Here is a 22882-nt window from a genome sequence, read left to right as displayed (position 1 = left end):
CGTAATAGCTTATTAACAGTGAGGCCCTATAAATTATATACCGATTCCGAGCTTCTCGACCTATTAAAGTCGGATGACCGTCATGCATTTGCTGAGATCCATTACCGGTATTGGGAAGTAATGTACAGGCATGCATTGAAAATGCTGGGTGAGGAAGACGATGCCAAAGATGTCGTTCAGGACTTGTTCGCTAATTTATGGGTTAAAGGAAAAGATATTGTGTTAAGTACGAGCCTTTCCGGCTACCTGTATATTTCGGTAAGGAACAAGATCATCAATATTATTCATCAAAAAGCTGTACGAAAGGATTATCTGAGCTCTCTTGCATTATACGCGGAAGAAACCAGGAATACTATCCTTGATCAGATCACCGAAAAAGAAATGCTAAGGGTTGTGGAGAAGCAAATTCAGAACCTGCCCCAGAAAATGCGCCATATCTTCGAGTTAAGCCGCCACCAAAACCTTAGTCATAAAGAAATAGCAAACCAGCTTGAGATCTCCGATAAAACGGTGAAAAAGCAGATTGGTTATGCAATAAAGATCATCAGACTGCGACTGGACGTTCTCACCCGGATGGTGGTGTTTCTTATCGCCTCAGCTTTTTAGTAACCTCATTGCGGTTCTGTTTTAGTAGTACTTTACCACATTGTTATTTTTTTGTAATTAATTCTACTACCAGGGGCCTGCCAGGATGTCTTATTAATATGGTCGCAGATAATATCCCTGTTGGGGGCTTAGTAATTCATTTATTAACCTAAATTCTATGAATAGAAAATTTACTAAATTTTTCAGAAAAATCTTAATCCCGGGCTCTTTGCTCGCGGTTCTGGTGTATGATGCCGGTGCCCAGGAAAGATCAAATGTGTTTAGAGATTCCGTTGCCAGTGTGCGGCGTGATTCTGTAGATATTCCATTGTTAAACGGTTCAAGACCGTTCAGATACGTTACAGGGGCTGTTTCCCATGTGTTTGGCGGACAATTGAGTACCGTTCCCGGCAGTAACAGGCTTAATTCCCTTGCCGGACGCTTGCCTGGCTTCTTTGTATCCCAAACTGATGGCTTACCGGGCTTTGAAAGTTCTACAGTTGCAATCCGGGGATATCACTCATTCAGCGGTTCTAATAGTCCATTGATCCTGGTAAACGGACGAAGGGACGATGTCGCCATGATTGAACCTAATGATATCGAAAGCATTACAATACTAAAAGATGCAGCTTCAACGGTGCTGTATGGCATGAATTCCAGAAATGGCATTGTGCTGATCACTACAAAAAAGGGAACGGAAGGAAAGATCAAGATAAACTACAATGCTCAGACTTCGTTCCAGCAGCCAACCCGGCTTCCCAAATTCCTTGATTCGTACAACTACGCAACGCTCTACAACGAGGCGATGCTGAATGACAACCCAAATGGGGGAGTTAAATATGATGCGACGGCTCTTTCAGCCTATCAAACGGGCAGCGATCCTTTCAAATACCCTAACGTTGACTGGACGGGCCAGTTACTGAAAGATTATTCCATGCAGACCAGGAATAACCTTAATATCAGCGGCGGAGGCAAAACAGCAAAATACTTCTTTTCGGGAAGCTACCTGAGTGAAGGTGGAATATTTAATGTCGATAAAAGTGTAAATACGTATAACACAAACACTAATATCGATGCGATCAATGTGCGGGCTAATATCGAACTCGATATTTCCAAAAACCTCAAGCTTCTAACAGATGTGCGGTCTAAACGGGATAAGCGCAATGCTCCGGGTGCTTATTCTGCGAGTTATGATGAGGGAATATTTGCACCATTATATAATACACCTGCAAATGCGTATCCTATTAAGAATGCTGACGGGTCATTAGGCGGAACAAATGAATATACCAATAATCCTTACGGGATGCTTAATTACCGGGGATATTCGAATTACATCACTACATCGCTGTCTACTTTTTCTGAGCTAACATACAATCTTGGAAGTCTGGTAAAAGGCCTCCAGCTTAAAGGAAATTTCGGATTCACGAACTATACCCAGTTTATGATAAGCCGCGCCAAGAACTTTGAGGTGTACAGCTTAAATCCGAATGGTACAACCTACACAAAAATAGGGTTGAACAGCCCGATCGCTGCCAGCGGTGGTTACGATCAGGTGGTCCGGATCTTTGACCATTCCTTATCTCTGAATTATGATAGGGAAATAGGAAAGCATAACATCAGCGCGATGGTTATGTACGACCGTGATCAGATCGATAATGTACGGACATTAAACCTGACGCAGAATTTCCAGGGTCCTAAAGCTAGCTTGTCATATCGTTTTAATAATAAATACCTTTTAGATCTCGCGGCTTCCTATGAAGGCAGTGAGCAGTATCCTAAAGGAGATCGTTATGGATTCTTCCCTGCGGTATCAGCAGGATGGATCGCTTCAGAAGAAGACTTCTTAAAAGGCAGCGGCATTGATTTCCTGAAGCTGAGGGGTTCATACGGAAGAACCGGTAATCCTGCGGGTACGTATTTTGAGTATCTGGGCGCGTACTCTCAGGCAAATGGTACCGGAGGTATATTTGGTACAACACCGGCCGCGTCAATTGGTATAGGTGAGCTTAAGATAGCCAACAATACGATCACCTGGGAAAAAAGTCTCAAAGCAAACGCTGGGATCGATATTGCTTTGTTAAAGAACAGACTTCACGCTTCGGCAGATTATTTTAATGAAGACACTAAGGATATTCTTATCCGAAACGCTATCTCGGGCATGTATGGAGCTGACATCAATAGTTCCGCCGGCCGTCTTAAAAACAAGGGATTTGAGTTTCAGGCTGGCTGGACTGACCAGATAAAGGATTTCCGCTATTCTGTCAATCTTAATTACTCGCGTGCCGACAATGAAATTATTTATTCAAACGAGCAATTAAGACCTTACCCATGGATGTACACAACCGGTAATCCTTACGGTACCCGGAGAGGCTATGTGTTTGACCGCTTCTTTACTGAGCAGGATAATATCTCAGCTCTCCCAAATCAAACTTTGCTGGGTACACAAAAGCCGGGTGATTTGAAATACAAAGATCTGAATGGTGATAATATCATTGATGAGAACGACATGACCGACATCGGTGATGCCAGGCTTCCGCAGGTTCATTTTGGGGCTAATTTTGGTGTGTCGTTCAAAGGTTTTGATCTGAATGCACTGTTCCAGGGAACACGAAACAGTACCACCTATAACTCGGGATCTTCTTACTGGGAGTTTACAAACAGAACAGGTAATGCCTCAGAGCACCATCTGGATCGCTGGGTTCCGGGATCCGGTCAGTCTGCTGGCTACCCGCGTTTAACACTAAGCAATCCTAATAACTTTGTATCTAACTCATACTGGGTGCAGGATAACTCATTCGTGAGACTTAAGTTCCTGGAGTTGGGTTATTCCCTCCCGGCTAAGCTTGTCAGCAAGATAAAAATGACAGGTGCACGGATCTTCCTGAATGGAAACAATGTTTTTGTGTGGGATGATGTAAGTCAGAAAGATCCTGAGATCCAGGATAATGGGCTAAGTTATCCGCTTCAGCGCACAATCAGTCTTGGTCTTAGTGCGAAATTTTAAACTCAACACAAACAGATGAAAAAAATCATATACGCTTTTGCAGGTATGACGATGATCGCCATTCTTGCAGCATGTTCTAAAGAAGACATCAATAGCGAACCTGTTCAATATGTTCAATCAGATTTGATATATGGAAACTCTCTCAATATTTCGCAGGCAGTAAACAGACTTTATACATACGTCCCGACAGGCTATAACAGGCTTGGGGGAAGTTCGATGGTGGCGTCAGCAACAGATGAGGCTGTACACGGCCCAAGAAACTCGGAAGCGGAATTCTGGGGAACTGGCTTATGGGCTTCTTCCTCCCCGCGCGATGACAGTTTCTCGGACTCTTACGCGGGTATCCGGGCAACCTATGTTTATTCCGAGGAGATCCATCCTAAAATTATCGATGCCGTTATGTCTAAGACTAATCGTGATATTCAATACGGACAAGTACTTTTTATCAGGGCGCTCCTCAATTTTGAGCTGCTAAAACGTTATGGAGGCTATCCTATTGTGAAGTCGCTTCTTAAGCCAGATGATAACCTGAATATAGCCAAGAGTTCTTACGACGAATGCGTTCAGTATATAACTGCATTATGTGATGAAGCTATAACGCTTCTGCCGCCATCATATGCAACTGCAGATTTTGGACGCGCAACCAGAGGTGCTGCAATGGCTCTAAAAGCCAGATTGCTTTTGTATGCCGCCAGTCCGTTAAATAATCCTTCGGGTGCAGTTGCCAAATGGCAGGCTGCCGCAGCAGCTTCAGATGCGGTTATCAAATTGAATTTGTATAGTCTCTACACCGCCGGAACCGGGTATGATGCATTTTTTAATACCATTGTGAATAACAATGAAATTATATTTCTAAAGCATCAAACAGCTTCAAATACCTTTGAGCGCCTGAATGGCCCGGTAAGTCTGGCCGGAGGGGAAGGCGGCACTAATCCGTCACTTGACCTCGTGAACGCTTATGAGCGGATTGACGGTACACCGTTTAGCTGGAGTAATCCGACCCACGCTGCGAATCCTTTCGCAAACAGAGATCCCCGGTTTGCTAAAAGTATCCTGTTTAATGGAGCTTCATGGATGGGTACTACGATCGAAACGTTCGACGGCGGTAAAGATAAACAGGGCGCAAAAGCTACCAGAACAGGTTTCTACCTGCGCAAATTCTTAGTAGCGAGCGCCAGATGGACAGCACCAACCGGTACCGGATTTCATTCTTTCCCATTGTTCAGATATGGGGAAGTATTGCTCAACTATGCTGAAGCGATGAATGAAGCTTTCGGGCCTGATAATGCAGGTACATTCGGAATGACTGCCCGACAGGCATTAACTATGGTTCGTACAAGAGCCGGACTAACAGGTAATCAGTCGGTCCCGCTGGCAAATGATCAGGCAAAAATGCGTATCGCCATCCGTAACGAAAGAAGAATTGAACTGGCATTTGAAGAGCATCGTCACCTGGATCTGAGAAGATGGAAAACCGCTGAGCAGGTGTTGAATCAACCTGTATCAGGTTTGAAAATAGTGAAAAATGCCAATGGGACTTTTACCTATACACCTGAAGTTGTAGAACCGCGCGTGTTCCAGGCTAAAATGTACCTCTATCCTTTTCCTCTGTCAGAGATTGGAAGAAATTCAAGTTTAGTTCAAAATACAGGCTGGTAAACTTATTTAAACTTTAAATCATGAAGAAATTTTTAATATTCATACTCTTTAGCTTAGTCCTTCAGGATTCATTTGCACAGAACGTGCAGCTAAAGGGTGTAGTGACCGACAAAAATGGAGTAACACTTCCTGGTGTCAGCGTTCTTGTTGAGGGTACCAAAAACGGAACCGTCTCCAATTCAAACGGACAGTACACGATCAATGTGTCTAATCCGAATGTGTCTCTTGTTTTCTCTTATTTAGGTTTCTTGCCTCAAACAGTAAAGGTAAACGGGCGCAGAACAATTAATATTTCGATGGAAGAGGACGCCAGATCGCTGAATGAGGTTGTGGTAGTTGGTTTCGGTACTCAGAAAAAGGAAAGTCTTGTCGGATCGATCGGTAATATCGAAACCAAGGAGCTTAAACGAGCCGCTCCTTCGAATTTAACCAATGCGATCGGCGGACGTATTCCCGGTCTTATCACCCGTACCATGGACGGTGCTGTTGGCGGTACTCAAAACAGGTATTCGAATGGTAACCAGGACGATGCACAGTTCTTTATCCGGGGTAAAGCAACTACCAACGGTCAGCAGCCGCTGGTGTTGGTTGACGGTGTGGAGGGGTCATTTTCCAGGATAAACCCGGAAGATATTGAACAGTTCAGTATCTTGAAAGATGCCTCAGCAACAGCAGTATACGGAGTTCGTGGTGCTAATGGTGTGATCCTGATCACTACGCGCAGAGGAGCTGTGGGTACTCCTAAGATCAATGTAACCACGCAGTTCCGGATGCTTCAGCCGCTGGCTTTTCCTAAATTCCTTGGCTCGTATGATTATGCAAGCCTGTACAATGAAGCACAGAGAAACGTTGGCCAGGCCGAACGATATACTGCACAGGATCTGCAATATTACCAGACCGGCGAACAGCCTTTTACCCATCCGGATGTGAACTGGAGAGATATCCTGACAAAGGATTATTCTACAGAGCAGCAGCACATCGCTAACGTATCAGGAGGAACCGATAAGGTGAGATACTATGTATCCGGTGAATATAACCAGGCGGGCGGCTTGTTTGTGAGCAGCGAAAAAACGAAATATGACTACAGAAGATTTAATCTTCGCAGTAATCTTGATTTCACTGTTACTCCAACCACCCAATTTGACATCAAGATAAATGGACGTTTAAACGACCTTAACTTTGGAGCCAAGGGTGAGAGCAGCGGACAGCGCGTTAATGCTACGGCCTGGGGCGATATCGTGAACCGTCTTCCTAACACTAGCCCTTTGTATAACCCCAATGGTACGTATGCTGTCGGTGACGGCGTATTGGGATGGAACTCATTGTCGGATCTGTACGAAAGCGGCTTTTACAGAAGGTTAAGTAACACTCTGGAATCCAACTTTGCACTGACCCAGAAACTTGATTTCATCACCAAAGGACTTTATGTCCGTGGTAAATATGCGATGTCATTTGGCTCAGGTTCTACAAAATATAACTATGAGCAGCCCTCAATATGGTCATATAACGCCGCTACTCAGGCCTATACCCTTGTCAGGCCAGCTACCATTCCTCTTTATTCTATTAATAACAACTTCCAGGACTACTCACGTACGCAATATACGGAAGCGTCTGTAAACTATGATAGAACGTTTGGAGCGAATCATAAAGTAACTGGTATGGCCGTTTACACTCAAACAACCGATGAGATCCAGATCAACCTTCCCAGCTCCTTTCGCGGTGTTGCCGGACGTCTTACCTATGCTTTTAAAGATAAGTACCTGGTTGAAGGGAACGTAGGTTACAATGGTTCAGACCAGTTCAGCAAAGGTAACCGTTATGCACTTTTCCCTGCCGGAGCTTTGGGCTGGGTGATTTCTGAAGAAAGTTTTGTAAAGAATAATGTAAAGTGGCTCGACTTTTTAAAGGTGAGAGGCTCTTATGGAGAGATCGGGAATGATCAGATCGCCGGATTTAATTATTTGTATCGTTATGAGTTTATAAACCCGCCGGCTCCTGGTACTTCGAACACCAATCCGAGCTACTATAATCTTGGTGTCTCCCCTGTTGGCCAGATCGGTCTTATTGAAGGAACCCTTGGGAATGATAAAGTGTCCTGGGAGATCGCAAGAAAAGCAAACGTGGGTATCGATATCCGTTTGTTTAAAAGCCGTTTAAGCTTTACAGGAGACCTGTTCCAGGAGAAGAGAAGTAATATCCTGGCCAGAAGAAGCGATATTCCGGTATATACAGGCCTGCTTAGCACCAATTTGCCCGCCCTCAATATCGGAAAGGTTACCAATAAAGGTTATGAGATGGAGCTTAGCTACAGGGATAGAGTGGGTCAGCTTGGCTTTAGTGTAGGAGGGAATTATACTTTTGTGAGAAACACGATTGATTATAAGGCAGAAGTACCGCAGAGATATCCGTATCAGAAAGAGGCGGGAAATCCTATCAACACGCCGTTTGTTTATATCTGGACGGGTAAATTCTATGATACTCCGGATCTTACTAATCCGGCTGTTCCGAAACCTGTAGGTGCTTTGATACCGGGCGATCTGATGTTCAAGGATCTGAACGGTGACGGGATTATAGACTCGGATGACAGAATGTACACCGGTTATTCTGATCTTCCAGAGAAGATGTTTGGGTTCAATCTGAGCCTGGATTTTAAAGGCTTTGATATTTCTACTTTCTGGCAGGGTGCTTCGAATGTAAGTATACGGCCTTCAGGTCCGATAAGTAACGAGTTTGGTCCGAATGTTCAGCCGTTTCATAAGGAGGGACGCTGGGTGTACGATCCGTCACGCGGCCTGGATACCCGTGCTACGGCAACTTATCCATCGCTGCAACTCGGCGGATCACCGCAAACAAGGCTGCCATCAACATTTAATTTATTGAATGCAGAGTATTTGCGTTTAAAAACTGCTGAGATCGGATACAACTTCCCAGAATCTATTAATAAGAAACTGCGGGTTGCGAACCTGAGAATATTTATGAACGGATCGAATCTCCTGACTTTTGATCATCTGGGTAAATATAATATCGATCCTGAGTATTTTAGTACCCTAGGATCAGCGAATGGAACCGGAACGGGTGCATACTCTCCGCAAAATAAGTTTTACGCTTTAGGGCTTAATGTTACTTTCTAGATCAGTTTAATATCACAGAATATGAAGAAGATTTTTATAATAATGGCATTCGTTTCGACCCTTGCAGTTTCCTGCAGCAAGGAAGGAGCCGACCTTTTGGATCCTGCTACTACAGGGCTGACAGAGTCTGACGTATTTGCGAGCCCCCAATACAGCGAGCGGTTTTTACTGGATATATACCGCCGGATTCGTCCGGTACTAGCACATACAGATAATGCTGGTCCACGCTGGAGAAATCTGGCTCACCTGGAAACTGCTACTGATAACGGATCAACGATCCTGGCCGGCAATGCCAATGTCCGGGATTTTAATGCAGGTTCATGGACACCTAATTCTACGGGGATGTTCTGGTACCAGGACTGGAGAGATGGTTATGCCGCGATACGTGCGTGTAATCTTTTCCTGTCACACATAGATAATGTACCATCCGATGCCCAGTACAGTTTTGATGACAATACCCGCAAAACCAGGAAAGCAGAAGCAAAATTTTTGTTAGCGTTCAACCTGGCGGAGCTGGCTAAACAGTTTGGAGGATTACCGATTGTTAAAAAGGTAGTGTCGCCGACTGACGATGACATAATGGTGCCACGAAGTACTTTTGATGAAACTATTGATTACATCACCACACTGTGCGATGAAGCAGCCACTGATCTTCCCCTGGTTCAGCCAGATGCTCACCTCGGTAGGGCAACTAAAGGGGCTGCACTTGCCCTTAAGGCAAGGATGCTTCTGTATGCGGCTAGTCCGCTGTGGAATGATCCAAGCAGTGCGGCAAGTACAGCCTATAGCGGTAAATATGATTTGAAGAAATGGGAAACAGCTGCCAGGGCTGCCAAGGATGTGATCGCACTGAATACGTACCAGTTACACCCGGATATCTCTACACTTTTCCTTACGAGAACAAACTCAGAGATCATTTTCGCCCGTATGCAGGAGCCAATGAGCTATCATAGCGCAACTCATGTTCCTTATACACTCTATAACGGATCGGGAGCTTATGGTATTGGAGGGGTTAACCAGGTTACCTATAATATGGTTAAAGAATACGAGGTACTCAGGAATGGAGTGGCTTATTCAGTTGACGATCCGGCATCGGGGCATGACTTCCAGGATCCGTTCAAGAACCGTGACCCGCGTTTTTACCGCGATTGCATATTTAATGGATCAAAAGTTCTGGGCAAGACTGCTGAATTCGGCAATCCTGAACCCGGACATAATAAGTCAGGCGCCCACAATATGGGATATCTGCTTTCTTCCCAGGGTTACAATACGTTTGTATTCAGTGTTAAGTTCGCTGACCAGGCTCTGAATGTTACCTGGGATGCCAGGTCGGCCGGCGCCGGTACACGGGTTCATCAGAACTATGCCTACCTGAGATATGCTGAAGTTTTACTGAACTACGCTGAAGCGATGAATGAAGCTTTTGGTCCCGATGTTGATGCATTGGGAATCGGTAAAACAGCTTTACAGGCAGTGAATGAAGTGAGGATGCGTGCGAAATATCCAGCAGGAAAGTCTGAATATTTAGGCTTAACAGGTGGTATGCCAGCTCTTTCTTCGGGTACCAAGGATCAGGTACGTGCAAAGATCCACCATGAGCGCCGTGTTGAATTAGCATACGAGGAGCACCGTTTCTGGGATGTCCGTCGCTGGAAAGTAGATCCGGCCACCATGAAGGATATCAAGGCACAGATCCCGGTCTATAAGAAAAACGGTACGATGGAATATCAGATAAAAACCATAGACACCAGATTTTTCGATACGAAAATGTACCGTATGCCAATACCTCAATCAGAGGTACTCGCCAATCCTTTGCTCGTACAGAACCCTGGATGGTAATTGTTTTTTGTGTTAGTTGTTGTTCAAGGGGGCTCTTTTATAAGGGCTCCCGCGACAACGAATAGTGCGCATTGGAAGCTATCCAATCTTTACATGGTAGAAATTGCTTCTATGCTTCAATTTAAGCCAGATTAAAAACGAATTTATGATTAGCATAGTGTCGTTGAAGGGGAGTCGCTTTCCGTTTCGGGCGCTCCCCCCAGACGATTTAACTTATTTGTTTAGTTCATAGTTTACTTATAGTAAATCATTAGTGTGCGGGGAAAGTTTAAAATGGAATTTAATGAAGAGTTAGGAGGTTTCTTTTCGCTGAAAGTTTAGAATACAGCTTCTGCTGAGGTGTAGGAGGTTCCAGCTTTCGCTGGAATGACAATGCGTCAGGGGTATAATAGGGAGATTCCGGCGAAGGCCGGAATCTGAGTGGTAAGCACTTCGATCCTGACGAAAAGGTCAGGATCTCCTCAATACTAAAAAATGCATGTCATTCCAGCGAAAGCTGGAACCTCAAATACAAATCATTAAAAATGAATCTCAAACATCTCCTTGAAAGGAAATATCCAATACTTTTAACAGTAAACTAGTGATAATATATAAATCGAATACATTCCATAAAATACTATTTCATCATGAAGGTTAATTTGCTTCGTGCGACAATGCTGCTTCTGATATTACTTTCTGATCTCGGCGGCATCTGTATCGCCGCTCACCCGGATCTTAATTCTAAGACAGCATTATTTCCGGATGTTGCAAAAGATACATTACAGGTAAATTCCGGGACACTTGTGAATCTGGGGCCGCAGATAACCATGACCACCGTTCAATCCGGTGTTTTTCTAAAAGATCAAAACGGGAACGACTTGCTATATACCGTTGTCAGAGGCCTTCCGGCACATCTGGCGGGATACGACCTGAAGAGCAATAACCTGGTAGCGGATATCCCTCTTGATAATATGGACGGCGCCTGGGGGGCCACGGTATCTACCGACGGTACATTTTATGCAGGCGGAGGAGGAGGGCACCTGTACAGTTATACTCCGGGTGCCTCTTCGGCCCAGGACCTTGGATTGCCATTAGGTACTGAAACTTATATATGGGATTTGCTCCCGGGTGCGGACGGGGAGATCTTTGGGGCAAGTTATCCGGGCTGCCGGGTTTTCCGCTACCACCCGAAAGAGGGATTTACGGATGTGGGTAAAGGTCCTATCGTGCCCGGTGAAAATTATGTGCGCAGCATCGCCCTTAATCAGACGACCGGTAAAATATATGCGGGTATAGGTTCTCATGCACGGCTGGTAGAACTTGATATCGCAAGCGGCAAAAAAAGAGAAATGCTTCCGGAGAAGTACCACAACCAGGCATTTGTTTATGATCTCAAACTGGTTAAAGATGTGGCTGGCGGCGACCGCCTGCTTGCTACCGTTACCGACATCGGTAAAACGCTGACCTATAATCTGACAACCGGGGTTATTGAGAAGGAACAGGATAAGATTGGGGTGCGAAGTGCTATTAAATCGCCATCAGGCAACAAGCTTTTTTACGGTGACGACGTCAGTTATTTCTCAGCAGACCTTGCGGCTCCCGGCGAATCACCTCAGATGTTAGGCCGGTCTGCAGGTATTCTTGCATCGCATTGGATCTCGCCTGACGTACTGTATCTCTTTAACCGGAGAGGCCAGCTGATCAAATATGACAGCGCCCGCAACATATCCTCTTCAGTATTCCTGAAAATCCCGCCTCAGCCGATCAGTATTAACGCCGTTAGCATGGGCCCTGACGGAAGGGTCTGGACCGGAGGCTATCTTAGCGGCAGCAACGCGGCATATGACCCGGCTACAGGTAAGACAGTTGAATACAGGGGCATTTCGCAGACCGAAGGTGTCACTCTTCACGGTCCGGTAATGTATTTTGGGATCTATCCGCATGGACGTCTATACCGATATGATACGGCCAAACCATGGAGTACGGAGAATAATAATCCCAAAATGATAGCGAAGATCCCTGAGCAAAGCAGGTTTTTTGCCGGCACGGCCTTGCCGGAGCAAAACAAGGTATTCTTTGGATCAGTACCTGAATATGGGCTTCTCGGAGGATCATTAGTAGAGTATAATGTCCTTACTGAAAAAATTGAGACATTTAATGATGTTGTGCCAAAGCTCTCGATTGTAAGCCTTGTAAATTCAGGAGGGTACGTGTTTGGAGGCACCTCCGTGTGGGGAGGCCTCGGTGTTCAGCCCGATAAAAATGAGGCATCTCTTTTTGTATGGGATCCGGTGCAGAAGAAAAAGACTTTTGAAATTATACCCGTAGAAAATGCGAAAGCAATAACTTTTCTGATGAACGGCCCTGACGGCAATATATGGGGAGTAGCAGACGGAATACTGTTCATTTTTAATCCGGCTACTCAGCAAGTTCTTTCAAGGCACCTGGTTTACGAGGTAAGCGAGGAACGTAAGAAGAGAAATATCTGGCATGATGTCTCGATGGTCATTCATCCATCCGGGGATATCTATGGAACAGGAGGGGGAAAGTTTTTTAAGATAAACCCAAACACCAAATCGGTTACCACGATACTTAGTCCCGCGTCTAAACTAACCATGGAAAAAAATGGCACTTTCTATTTTAGCCGCGGTAAAGATCTGTGGCAGTATAAGATAAATAAATAACCAATCTATACACGTTCATTAAGCATGAGAATAGTTACCATTTTATATCTGCTGTTAATTTTATGTTCCTCACCAAAGGGTCTTTCGGCGCAGATGAAAAGCACTAATATTATAATCTGTTCAACGGGAGACAACAATGTTTCGGATATTTTAAAGGCTAATAATTACGGCTTCCGCAATGTGTCAGATCAGCTTCAGGCCGTTAAGGCCGCGAAGCAGGGAGCCGGAATATTGTTTATTGCAAATGGTTATCCGCATACGCGTCTTGCGTTTAACAAGGGCGTAGGAGAGCTGATCAAAGCAAAGAAACTAAAGGTCTTTATCGAATACCCGGCAGTTTCGACTAATCTTGCCGTGGGTAAGGATACGATACAAACGCAGTTGGAAAGAGCCGTGATCAATACCAGTAAATTCAGAAACGTTGATTCGCTGGATCTTATTGGTATCCATAACGTATCAGTTATCCGCTCCACGGCTAAAAACCCGCTGATCATAGTAGCTAAAGTTGCCGGATTTGATAGGGCTCAGTACGGAATAAGTGATGTGAGGCCAGACCCTATTCTTTTTCACCAGGGCAACACGCTTGTAGCTACAACCCGCCTCAGCAATCCCCTGACCTCACGCTTTGGTCCGAGGGATCATATACAGCCCGTTTGGGAGTATATTTTCAATTATTTGAATCCTTCGATAAACTGGAAGTTCGATAAGTGGCCCCTGGAGGTTAAGCCCATGCATTCAAAATCGGATAACATTTCCAGTGAAGATTACCAGACAGCGATAAATAAAGGTGTCGACTGGTTTTATAAGGGACGTTTTTTTATTCATCCATCCTGGGAAAACCAATATCTCAAATATATTGGAAAGGAAAGCCCTCCTGTAGATCAGAAGCTACCCTCAGGGGATGGATCGTTGGGTGTGCTTGAAGGGCATCTTTCACGCATACAAATGGATGGATCGCAGACGTACAGATACTGGATCCGTGCAGACTGTAATGCAGAGGTGGCTTATGCCTTAAGCGCCTCCAGGGATACCTCAGCCGGGCAGAGGCAAATAGCGTCAAACCTGCTCGACTATTTGTTTAAAACCTCCAATATGCGGAGCGGAAATAAGAACGATCCGAAATCGCCTTCTTATGGCTTAGTGGGATGGAGTACAAACCTTACCTATCCCGATGTGTACTATGGCGATGATAATGCACGTGTTATCCTTGGCGCACTGGGCGCTTCGGCACGGATGGATAAAGGAGACTGGGACCGCTATATTGCCGAGTGTATTCTCGCCAATTTCCGGACTACCGGTAAGAACGGATTCCGCTCATCGAAATTGTTTGATGCCGGCATTATCAAGTCTGGTTTGCCGGCTATTCAGGAGAATCCGCTGATCAACCCTCACCCTCATTATGAATCATGGATATGGGCAACGTATTTATGGCTGTATGATAAAACCGGGTATAAGCCGCTGCTGGATAAAGCAAAGAAGGCTATAACAATGACTATGGAGGCCTACCCGAATTGGAAATGGACCAATGGTATCCAGCAGGAAAGGGCCAGGATGATTTTACCACTGGCCTGGCTGATACGTGTCGAAGATACCCCCCGGCACCGGCAGTGGTTGGATCTGATTGCAGGTAAGTTACTGGAAAACCTCGATGAAAGCGGCGCCATCCGCGAAGAGCTTGGAGCATCCGAAACGGGAAGTTATGGTGCAACAAAGACGAATGCCGACTATGGCAAACACGAGGCACCTTTGATCGCCTCGAACGGTGACCCGGTTGGGGATATGTTATACACGACTAATTTTGGATTCTTTGCCCTGAATGAAGCTGCGGCAGTTACTGGGGATGCGAAGTATAAAAATGCAGTCAGGAAGATCGCAGACTTTCTGGTAAAAATACAGGTGAAGAGCACGGGCGACCCGGCTTTGGATGGTGCATGGTTCCGGGCATTTGATTACAAGCGATGGGATTACTGGGCATCTAACGCTGATCAGGGCTGGGGTGCTTGGGGTACGCTTACCGGATGGACACAAAGCTGGATCGTAACCACACTGGCTCTTCAGCAGGAAAACCAAAACCTTTGGGATCTCTCAAAGCGATCGAAGATAAACGGCGAGGCACAGAAGGCGATTAAATTAATGCTTACAGAATAAAGGAAGGGGACTAATAGCCGTAGTAGATTAGAATTTAAGTATGAAATAGCTAAGGGGAAGCCACTACCCAAAATAAGGGCGTCACTATAAACTAAATTAATATGAAACAATTTACCCATGCTGTGAAGCCCTCTGCCAGGAGCTTTTATTCCTCAAAGCCGGTCAAGGTATTAATATTGGCCTGCATTATTTGCTTTTCGGCCTGTAAACAAAGTGGTGACGCAACCATCGAACCTTCGATATCGCCATCAAAAAAGGGTATGGCACAGGTTTTAGCTGCACAGCCCCTGCCCGCTGGAAGGGCCTACTGGTCTGTTGCACTCGGGAATTTTGATAATGTAGGTTCGGTATGGAATCGTATCATTACCTGGACGTTTAATGCGTCAAATGGTACAGTAAATGGATCTGCCTATACCTGGGAAAGTACAAATAAAAAAGGGAAATCAATATTTACAGCCTCAGCACACCAGTGTACCTTTGATGGGATAAGCCGCGCCTGCGATGTATATACACCTTATGGTTGGGTTTATCCATCCGGACAATATGTTTCCTGGAGCGGAACATACACCTACGTCGGGAATACCTTAACCATTACCTGGTCAACCATCGGGGGTAACCCCACCACCGCTACTGATAGCTGGACGATAACCGATTACCCTTCCTACGGTGTAGCACGTGCTAATTTGGTCTCATCTAATTATACCCTGACTCACGGGCATGGTTACGGAAGTACTTCTGGCTGGAGCAATTTTAAAACAATAGCAAATACTCCAAGAATTGATTATCCGGATACTCATGGTAAACATGTTGTGGCCTCGGGAGCTAACGGCCAACCGAATGTTATCAATCCAACTTCCGGATGGAAAAAAGCCGGGATGGGCCTGGCGGGCTTTACCACTCCTTCAACAGGTAGCGTGGCACTGCATCATAAAAAGTCGACGACTTCCTGCGTAAACGGATGTACCACCAGCCGAACAGGTATTATTTATCACCTCGCAAGCCAGAATACAACCCGACAGGTAGCATACTCAAACTTCTGTGCATGTCTGCCGGCTGATTCTGAGTATCCATGTTACCCGAGAAATCTCCATCCAAGCGCCTTTATGCAGATCATCAATGATAGTCATGAACTGGTCGGTTATATAGGTATAGAAGCGCAGAATCCACCGGAAGCATCGTATGATGGCAGATTCCAGTTCCAGATTATGGATTTTACCAATATTCCGTGGTAATAGTTTTAGCGATAGTTCGCTTTTAGACCTTTAAAATGACAAAACGTATTTGGCTTATAACTTTTTTTTCTCTTTTTCTATTAACTGTTAAGGCTTTTAGTAAACCTGAACTTTATGTGTATAGTTTAAAGACGAATGATCTGTTTTTAAGTTTACAGCAAAGCAAATCAATTAAGGTAGTCCGCCTGCTTAACATTGCTGAAATTTCGAAGGTACCTAAGAACCGGTCTGTGCTTATCCTGTCAGATACGTATCCTGATGCCGAAGTTTTATTAAATGAAGACTTTTACAGAATAGTTAAAGCAAAGAATCTGAGGGTATTTATCGAATACCCCTCTTATATACCCAATATTCAAACAGTCGTTCGTAGAGATTCTGAATTCAAACGTGTTGTGGTAAATTCAGGTTTTTTTAGCGGACTGGATAGCTTGTCTGTTTTACAGGTCAATGGTTTGTCTTATCTCGATGTCAGGGAGGGGCAGATTGGCAAAGCACACTTAGTTGCTGCAAGGGTAGCAGGATTTGACTCTGCTATTTACGGTTTGCCAAAACAAACCTCACCGCTCTTATTTGAACTGCCAGATCATTCAGTTCTGATTTCTCTTACCAACCTCAGCAATTTTGTTTCGGGCAGATATTCGCCAAACAGGGAATGGGGAATCCTTTGGAAAGAAATTTTACAATTCCTGCTGCCCGGGACGAATATTCCTCTATTGAAATTCGAGCCAAAAGTCCAAACGGTCTATACAAGAAACCAGCCATTACCTGCCGATGCCCAGCAAAAAGGTATCAGATCGGGAATAGAGTGGTTTGAGAATGCTAAGATGCTGATTCATCCCACATTCTTAGACTCATTGAAAGTTCTGAGAAAAGCAGACATTAAACAAATTAAGTGGAATCCCAATATGCTTTTAGGAGACGGAACCCTGGGGGTCTTTGAATGTATATTCTCTGAAATCGGACACGACGGTCAGCAGCCAATCGGTATTTTTGAAAGGGGAGATTGTAATAGCGAAACCGCAATGGCCTTCGCTTTAGCTGGTAAATTATTGGATAATAAGAGATATCTTAAAATAGCCGAGAACTTAATCGATTATTATCTTTTTAATTCGAATGCATTAGACGGCAAATACAGCGATCCTAAAAGCGCAGCCTATGGACTGATTCCCTGGGGAATATCGAATGAATACTGGCGGGGTTTGAATTATGGAGATGACAATGCCCGGTTTTTATTAGCCGCTATTACAACCGCTTCCATATTAAAGACAGATAAGTGGGATGAAACGATCATGAAATCATTGATGGGCTTGCTTAGAACAACAGGAAAGAACGGATTCAGGGGTACTCAGCTTGTTTTAAAGCAGTTTGAAAAGAATGACGATTGGAGATTTTATTCTGACAGGGATCTCATTAATTTAAGACCGCATTTTGAATCTTATCTATGGGCCTGCTTCTTATGGGCCTACGATAAAACCGGCGATAAGTTATTTCTGGAGACAGCACAAAAAGGGCTGGATATAATGATGAAAAACTATCCGGATAATTTCACTTGGACAAATGGTCTGGCTCAGGAAAAAGCAAGGATGATTTTACCCCTGGCCTGGTTAGTAAGAATTAACAATTCTCCTCAGAACAGAGTATATTTGAATACTGTAGTTCAGGATATGATTAAGTTACAGGATGCAAGCGGAGCAATAAGAGAAGAGTTAGGAGACCTGAGAAAAGGGAGATACCCACCTCCACGAACGAATGAGGCATACGGAACAAACGAAGCCTCTCTGATTGCCCAAAACGGAGACCCGGTGACCGACCTTATTTATACAGCAAATTACGTACTATTAGGCTTACACGAGGCTAGTTACGCAACAAATGATCCATTGATAAAGGGTGTCGAAGATAGACTGGCCGATTTTCTGCTCAGGATACAAGTCAGGTCCGGCTCTCCTGCGCTTCATGGCGGATGGATGAGATCTTTTGACTTTGAAAGATATGAACATTGGGGATCCAATGCTGACACGGGCTGGGGAGCATGGTGCATAGAAACGGGCTGGTCACAAAGCTGGATACTTTCAATTCTTTCACTAAGAGAGATGGATTCCTCGGTATGGGATTTGTCGATGGACTCAAAAGTAAAAGATAAATATGGCGCATTCAGGAACATGTTAGACAGGTAGATTTATTCGAATGAAGTTTCGTTGCAATTTGATGCATCCATTCTAATCGCTATATTCGGGTACGTTAACGGGAATATATATGTCTATAACTAAACCAATCTCAAGAAGATATTTTATTGCGGGCACCGGAGCTCTGGTCGCCGGCTTTGCCTTTAAGGTCGATGGCTCAGATCTTTTAGCATCTGAGCCTATTATCGACATTCATCAGCATACTGATTATGCGGGAAGAACCCAGGAGCAGATGCACGCCCACCAGCGTGCGATGGGCATCACGACGACTATTCTTCTGCCTGCGGGACGATCATTGAACTATGGATCGACGCATTATGGTGTCAGTAATGGCCTGCAGGTAAAGGCAGGGGGGAATGAGATCTGTTATAACTATGCCCTCCAGCATAAAGACGAATTTACCTTCGGGGCATGCGAGGTGCCGGACTTTCCGGGTGCCATTCCTGAATTGGAGAAATACCTGAAGCTTGGAGCAAGGGTGATCGGTGAACTGAAGTTTAATGTGGAATGCGATTCGCCGGAAATGCGGAAGATATACGAGCTCGCCCAGGCTTACGACGTTCCCGTACTGATGCACTGGCAGTACAATATGTACAACCGGGGATATGACCGTTTTCATAAAATGCTGAAGAAATATCCGAGAGTAAATTTCATCGGTCACTCACAAACATTCTGGGCCAATATTGATAAGAACCATTCCGACCAGAATGTTTTATACCCGAAAGGGAAAGTAACTGCAGGTGGCTGGACCGACCGGCTGCTTAGTGATTATCCGAATATGTGGGGAGATATGTCGGGAGGCTCCGGCCTTAACTCCATGACCAGGGATGAGGACCACGCGCGTGAATTTTTAAAACGCCACCAGGACAAGTTGTTATATGGCAGTGATTGTGATGATAAAGTGGGAGTAGGTGCACCTTGTCAGGGCGCCGGAACAATCGCAGCTATAAGAAAGCTTTCGGCGACTAAGGAAATTGAAAGGAAGTTGCTGTATGGTAATGCCAAACAACTATTCCGTTTGTAGGAGGATGGTTATGAATAAAATCAATACAATGACACATTATCGTGCACGTATATAGTTTAATTTCATAATCGGGTGTCAACCGACCCCGAAGGTGGTCGTATGTTTATAGCAAAGTATTAATGATGAATTTGCCGACCCCGAAGGTGGTCGCATATAACAAAGGACCATATTCGACCCCCTTGGGGGTCGGGATTGCGTTCTACAAATAATGTCTATAAATATTTGACCCGTTCCGGGTCATTGATAGGAAATTGCGGGAGCACGAGTATATTTTAAGAAGAGGGGCAATTTGGGGGTAGCCTCAAACGTCAATGGTAAGCATTAATCACCCGCCATTTATACAAACAAAGTGATTTATTTAAGAACACACACATGAAAGAAAGTAATGACCGCCGGGATTTTATAAAGAAAGTTTCATTAACAGGGCTGGGCCTCGGATTGGCAAATACATTTCCCGGTGCAGAAGCTAAGCCTGCCCGGAATGCGATAACACCCGCGGTGATACCCGTTTACAGGCAGTCTGGCCCCTCTTTACCTTTCATACCGCGCCGCACGGCAAGCTGGTGGGTAACGATCAATGAACTTCAATGGTCGCAAAAGGCTATTACCGATGAGATAAAGCGCCGGGCAGCGGCTTTCGCCGAAGCAAAGATCGACACCGCTATTATCTTCGGCTGGCATATTCGCTTTGATTTTGCAAATTACTTCGGGCATCTGCATGGATATATGGCTGAGGTAGCTGATGAACTCCATAAGTATGATATCAAACTTATGGATCATTATTCCTGCAATCATACAGAACGGCCCAGGGATAAAGCGGAATTTGCAAAACTTCACAGAGGGCAAAGACATCATGTATTATTGTTTCATGATGAGGTAGCCAGAGATCACGCGCAATACGAGGGACATTTCTTTAATGATATATGCGAGGTGGATCTCAGGGATGGCAGCCGCGGATATGCGCGCCAATATCAGATGGAAGCCTTTTGTCACAACAATCCTGATTTCCTTGATATGCATGCCAAGTATCTTCAGCGCCTGCTTCGGGAGGTGCCGCTGGATGGCATGCAGGTAGATGATATGTGCGATTATGCGGGGCTCACCACATGCGGCTGTCAACATTGCCGGACGCGGTTTAAGAGAGATTATGGCCATGAAATACCTTCCTTTACAGATAAGAATTTCTTCGGTGATACGAGCAAGCCGATGCTGCAATGGGGCAATTACCAGAACCCGGTCTTCCGCGACTGGATCAGGATGAAAACCGACGGTATTGTAGACCATGTGAAGATGGTCAAGAGCATTCTTGGCGACAAGCCCCTGATGTCATGCTGTTCAAGTACTGGCCCGGTAACACTCAATGCCATATCCCTGGATCTGGAAAAGATGGCACCGCACCTGGATTTCTTCATGCTTGAAAATGTGGGAACTAATACCAAGGGTGTCGATTGGGTGCATATGGATGCCGAAGCCATGAACCAGAAAGATATTGCCAAATGGCGCGGTGATGCGGTTGCCATGGCACTGAGTTATACTATTTATGAGATAGGCGGGTATTTCGGCTGGACATTAAGCCGCTATTGGGGTGTTGCCAACTGGAGCAGCACGCTGACCAAAAGGCTGGAAAAAGATCCGGATGATGCAATGGAACAGGAGGATGTGATCAGCCCTGCAAATAAGTGGGAAGTGCGGCACAGTGATCTTGATATCCGCGACGGTGAGGATATAGTAGAAATAAGGCTGGTCAATAATAAGCTCTGCAAGGACAACGGGTTTAAGGACGAGAATGGGATTGAACACTGGACAAAAGCCCGTGCATGGTCAGGTCATTTCGTTCATTCAAATATAGGCTATCGCTTTCTTCGCTATGAGGAGCTGGCTGATGCCGAAGCCCTGAACCGGGAGAAGACGCCGCTGGTTATTGATGGATCGGGCTGTATATCTGACCAGCAGTTTGACGCTATCAGCTCTTACCTGGCCAGGGGAGGCACTGCATGGGTCGCTCTGCCATTTGGGACGCATGATGAAAAAGGCTTCAAAAGAGCCACGCCGCTTTCCGGCAAACTGCTTAAGTCAAAATATAGGAACCTGACAATTATAAACACTTCGGCGATCAAGGGAAGCCCCCTTGCCGAACTCATCAGGACAGGTAAGTTCAGTCCGCTGATCCGCCAGACAGCAGGCGGAAACGGCTGGGCAGCACGCATCAGGTTGCACAAAGGGAAGCCGGTTATTCATTTTATGAACACTGCAATGGAAGGAATTCCGCATGCCAGCCTTAAAGATGTTCCCGGAAATCCTATACTTGCAGGTATAAATTCTAAGATCAAAGACAATGAACTCAGATACGAGGTCGCTAAAGGTGGCCTCGACCTGTCCGGATTAAAGCTGCTTAGCCCGGAGATCGGCGATCAGAAAAGAGAGATACGAGTTGAGAAACTCAAGAACGGTAATACACAGATCAGCCTGAGCCTGGATAAGATAAATGTTTATGCGGTGGCGCAGGGGAATTAACCTTAAACATCAAAAATATGTCACTTGTTAAATATTTTTTCACCTTCTTATTTCTGGGGCACTTCCTGCTTAACGCTACAGCGGTTTTTGCTCAGACAGATAAGGAGATCTTGATCGTAACTTTCGGTAATTCTACCACCGCACCGCGTAAAGGTGTAGATACCGTTTATGCTGCCCGTGTTCATAAATTATTAAGCGAAGCCGGGATCAAGAACAGGGTGGTCAATTCCGGCATCGGCGGAAGCCATACCGGTTCGGTAAAGGACAACAGTACGTTTGCCAAGATCGAGCACGGTAGGGATCGTTTTCAAAAGGCTGTTCTGGATCACCACCCTGACTGGGTGACCTTGAATTTTGGTCTGAACGATGCCTACCAGGATAAGGGGATAGGAACTGCTTCGCGAATACCGCTGGAGAAATACATTGAAAATCTTAACTACTTCATCAGCCAGATAAAAGAGGCGAATGGAAAGGTGATCGTATTAACACCCAATCCGATTGGTTCCAAGCTCGAAAAGTTCAGGTATGAGCGCCTTATGCAGTACAAAAAGGCTACAAAGAACGTAGCAAAAGCCAATAAGGTTTATTTTATAGATTCCTGGAAATTATTTTACAGGCATACCCGTAAAGATCCTAAGAGTATTGATTCGCTTTTGCCCGATGGTACGCATCCCAATGATGAAGGGCATAAACTTGTCGCAGATGCGATTGTTAAGATTATTAAGAGAGGCCGGTGATCCTGAGGTATGAGGTATCAGGTATTAGGTATTAGGTATCAGGTATTAGGTGGCTCCGGCCTCCGACTTCCGATCTCAGATTCAAAATATTTTGAAATTCTCCGTTAAATCCGTTATATTGAGACACATACTTCAAGCCCATTTTCCGCTCTAATCGCAGCTC

Annotated in this window: 12 protein-coding genes; all 12 read left to right on the top strand. The window is 45.1% G+C overall.

What is annotated here, in order from left to right; genetic code table 11:
- Positions 1-18 precede the first annotated feature (18 nt).
- Positions 19-606 carry an RNA polymerase sigma-70 factor gene (locus P2W76_RS09830; protein ID WP_276347639.1) on the top strand — a complete coding sequence of 196 codons (588 nt, stop codon included), beginning with the start codon at positions 19-21 and terminating at the stop codon, positions 604-606.
- 157 nt (positions 607-763) lie between these two features.
- A complete protein-coding gene (locus P2W76_RS09825; protein ID WP_276347638.1) occupies positions 764-3589 on the top strand; it encodes a TonB-dependent receptor in 2826 nt (941 codons plus the stop codon).
- A gap of 15 nt (positions 3590-3604) precedes the next feature.
- Positions 3605-5248 carry a RagB/SusD family nutrient uptake outer membrane protein gene (locus P2W76_RS09820; RefSeq protein ID WP_276347637.1) on the top strand — a complete coding sequence of 548 codons (1644 nt, stop codon included), beginning with the start codon at positions 3605-3607 and terminating at the stop codon, positions 5246-5248.
- A gap of 20 nt (positions 5249-5268) precedes the next feature.
- Positions 5269-8379, top strand: coding sequence for a TonB-dependent receptor (locus P2W76_RS09815; protein ID WP_276347636.1), 3111 nt, complete (start codon positions 5269-5271; stop codon positions 8377-8379).
- Between the two features lie 21 nt (positions 8380-8400).
- On the top strand, positions 8401-10218 hold the full coding sequence (locus P2W76_RS09810; RefSeq protein ID WP_276347635.1) for a RagB/SusD family nutrient uptake outer membrane protein: 1818 nt from the start codon (positions 8401-8403) through the stop codon (positions 10216-10218).
- Positions 10219-10844: 626 nt separating this feature from the next.
- Positions 10845-12881, top strand: a complete 2037-nt coding sequence (locus P2W76_RS09805; RefSeq protein WP_276347634.1) for a hypothetical protein — start codon at positions 10845-10847, stop codon at positions 12879-12881.
- Between the two features lie 24 nt (positions 12882-12905).
- The gene (locus P2W76_RS09800; RefSeq protein ID WP_276347633.1) at positions 12906-15029 is read left to right on the top strand and encodes a hypothetical protein; all 2124 of its coding nucleotides are present in this window, start codon (positions 12906-12908) and stop codon (positions 15027-15029) included.
- 101 nt (positions 15030-15130) lie between these two features.
- On the top strand, positions 15131-16261 hold the full coding sequence (locus P2W76_RS09795; protein ID WP_276347632.1) for a hypothetical protein: 1131 nt from the start codon (positions 15131-15133) through the stop codon (positions 16259-16261).
- 35 nt (positions 16262-16296) lie between these two features.
- Complete coding sequence (locus tag P2W76_RS09790; RefSeq protein ID WP_276347631.1) at positions 16297-18435, top strand: hypothetical protein; 2139 nt, start codon at positions 16297-16299, stop codon at positions 18433-18435.
- Positions 18436-18514: 79 nt separating this feature from the next.
- Positions 18515-19468 (top strand): amidohydrolase family protein, encoded by a 954-nt coding sequence (locus P2W76_RS09785; protein WP_276347630.1) that lies wholly within the window; start codon positions 18515-18517, stop codon positions 19466-19468.
- 372 nt (positions 19469-19840) lie between these two features.
- Complete coding sequence (locus P2W76_RS09780; RefSeq protein ID WP_276347629.1) at positions 19841-21982, top strand: twin-arginine translocation signal domain-containing protein; 2142 nt, start codon at positions 19841-19843, stop codon at positions 21980-21982.
- A 17-nt stretch (positions 21983-21999) separates the two neighbouring features.
- Entirely contained in the window at positions 22000-22719 is a 720-nt protein-coding gene (locus P2W76_RS09775) for an SGNH/GDSL hydrolase family protein (RefSeq protein WP_276347628.1), read from the top strand.
- The last annotated feature ends 163 nt before the right edge of the window (positions 22720-22882 follow it).

It is taken from the genome of Daejeonella sp. JGW-45 (genome assembly GCF_029360805.1).
GTDB lineage: Bacteria > Bacteroidota > Bacteroidia > Sphingobacteriales > Sphingobacteriaceae > Daejeonella.
Note: the sequence above shows the minus strand (reverse complement) of the source record. Positions and strands in the feature narration are given on the sequence as shown.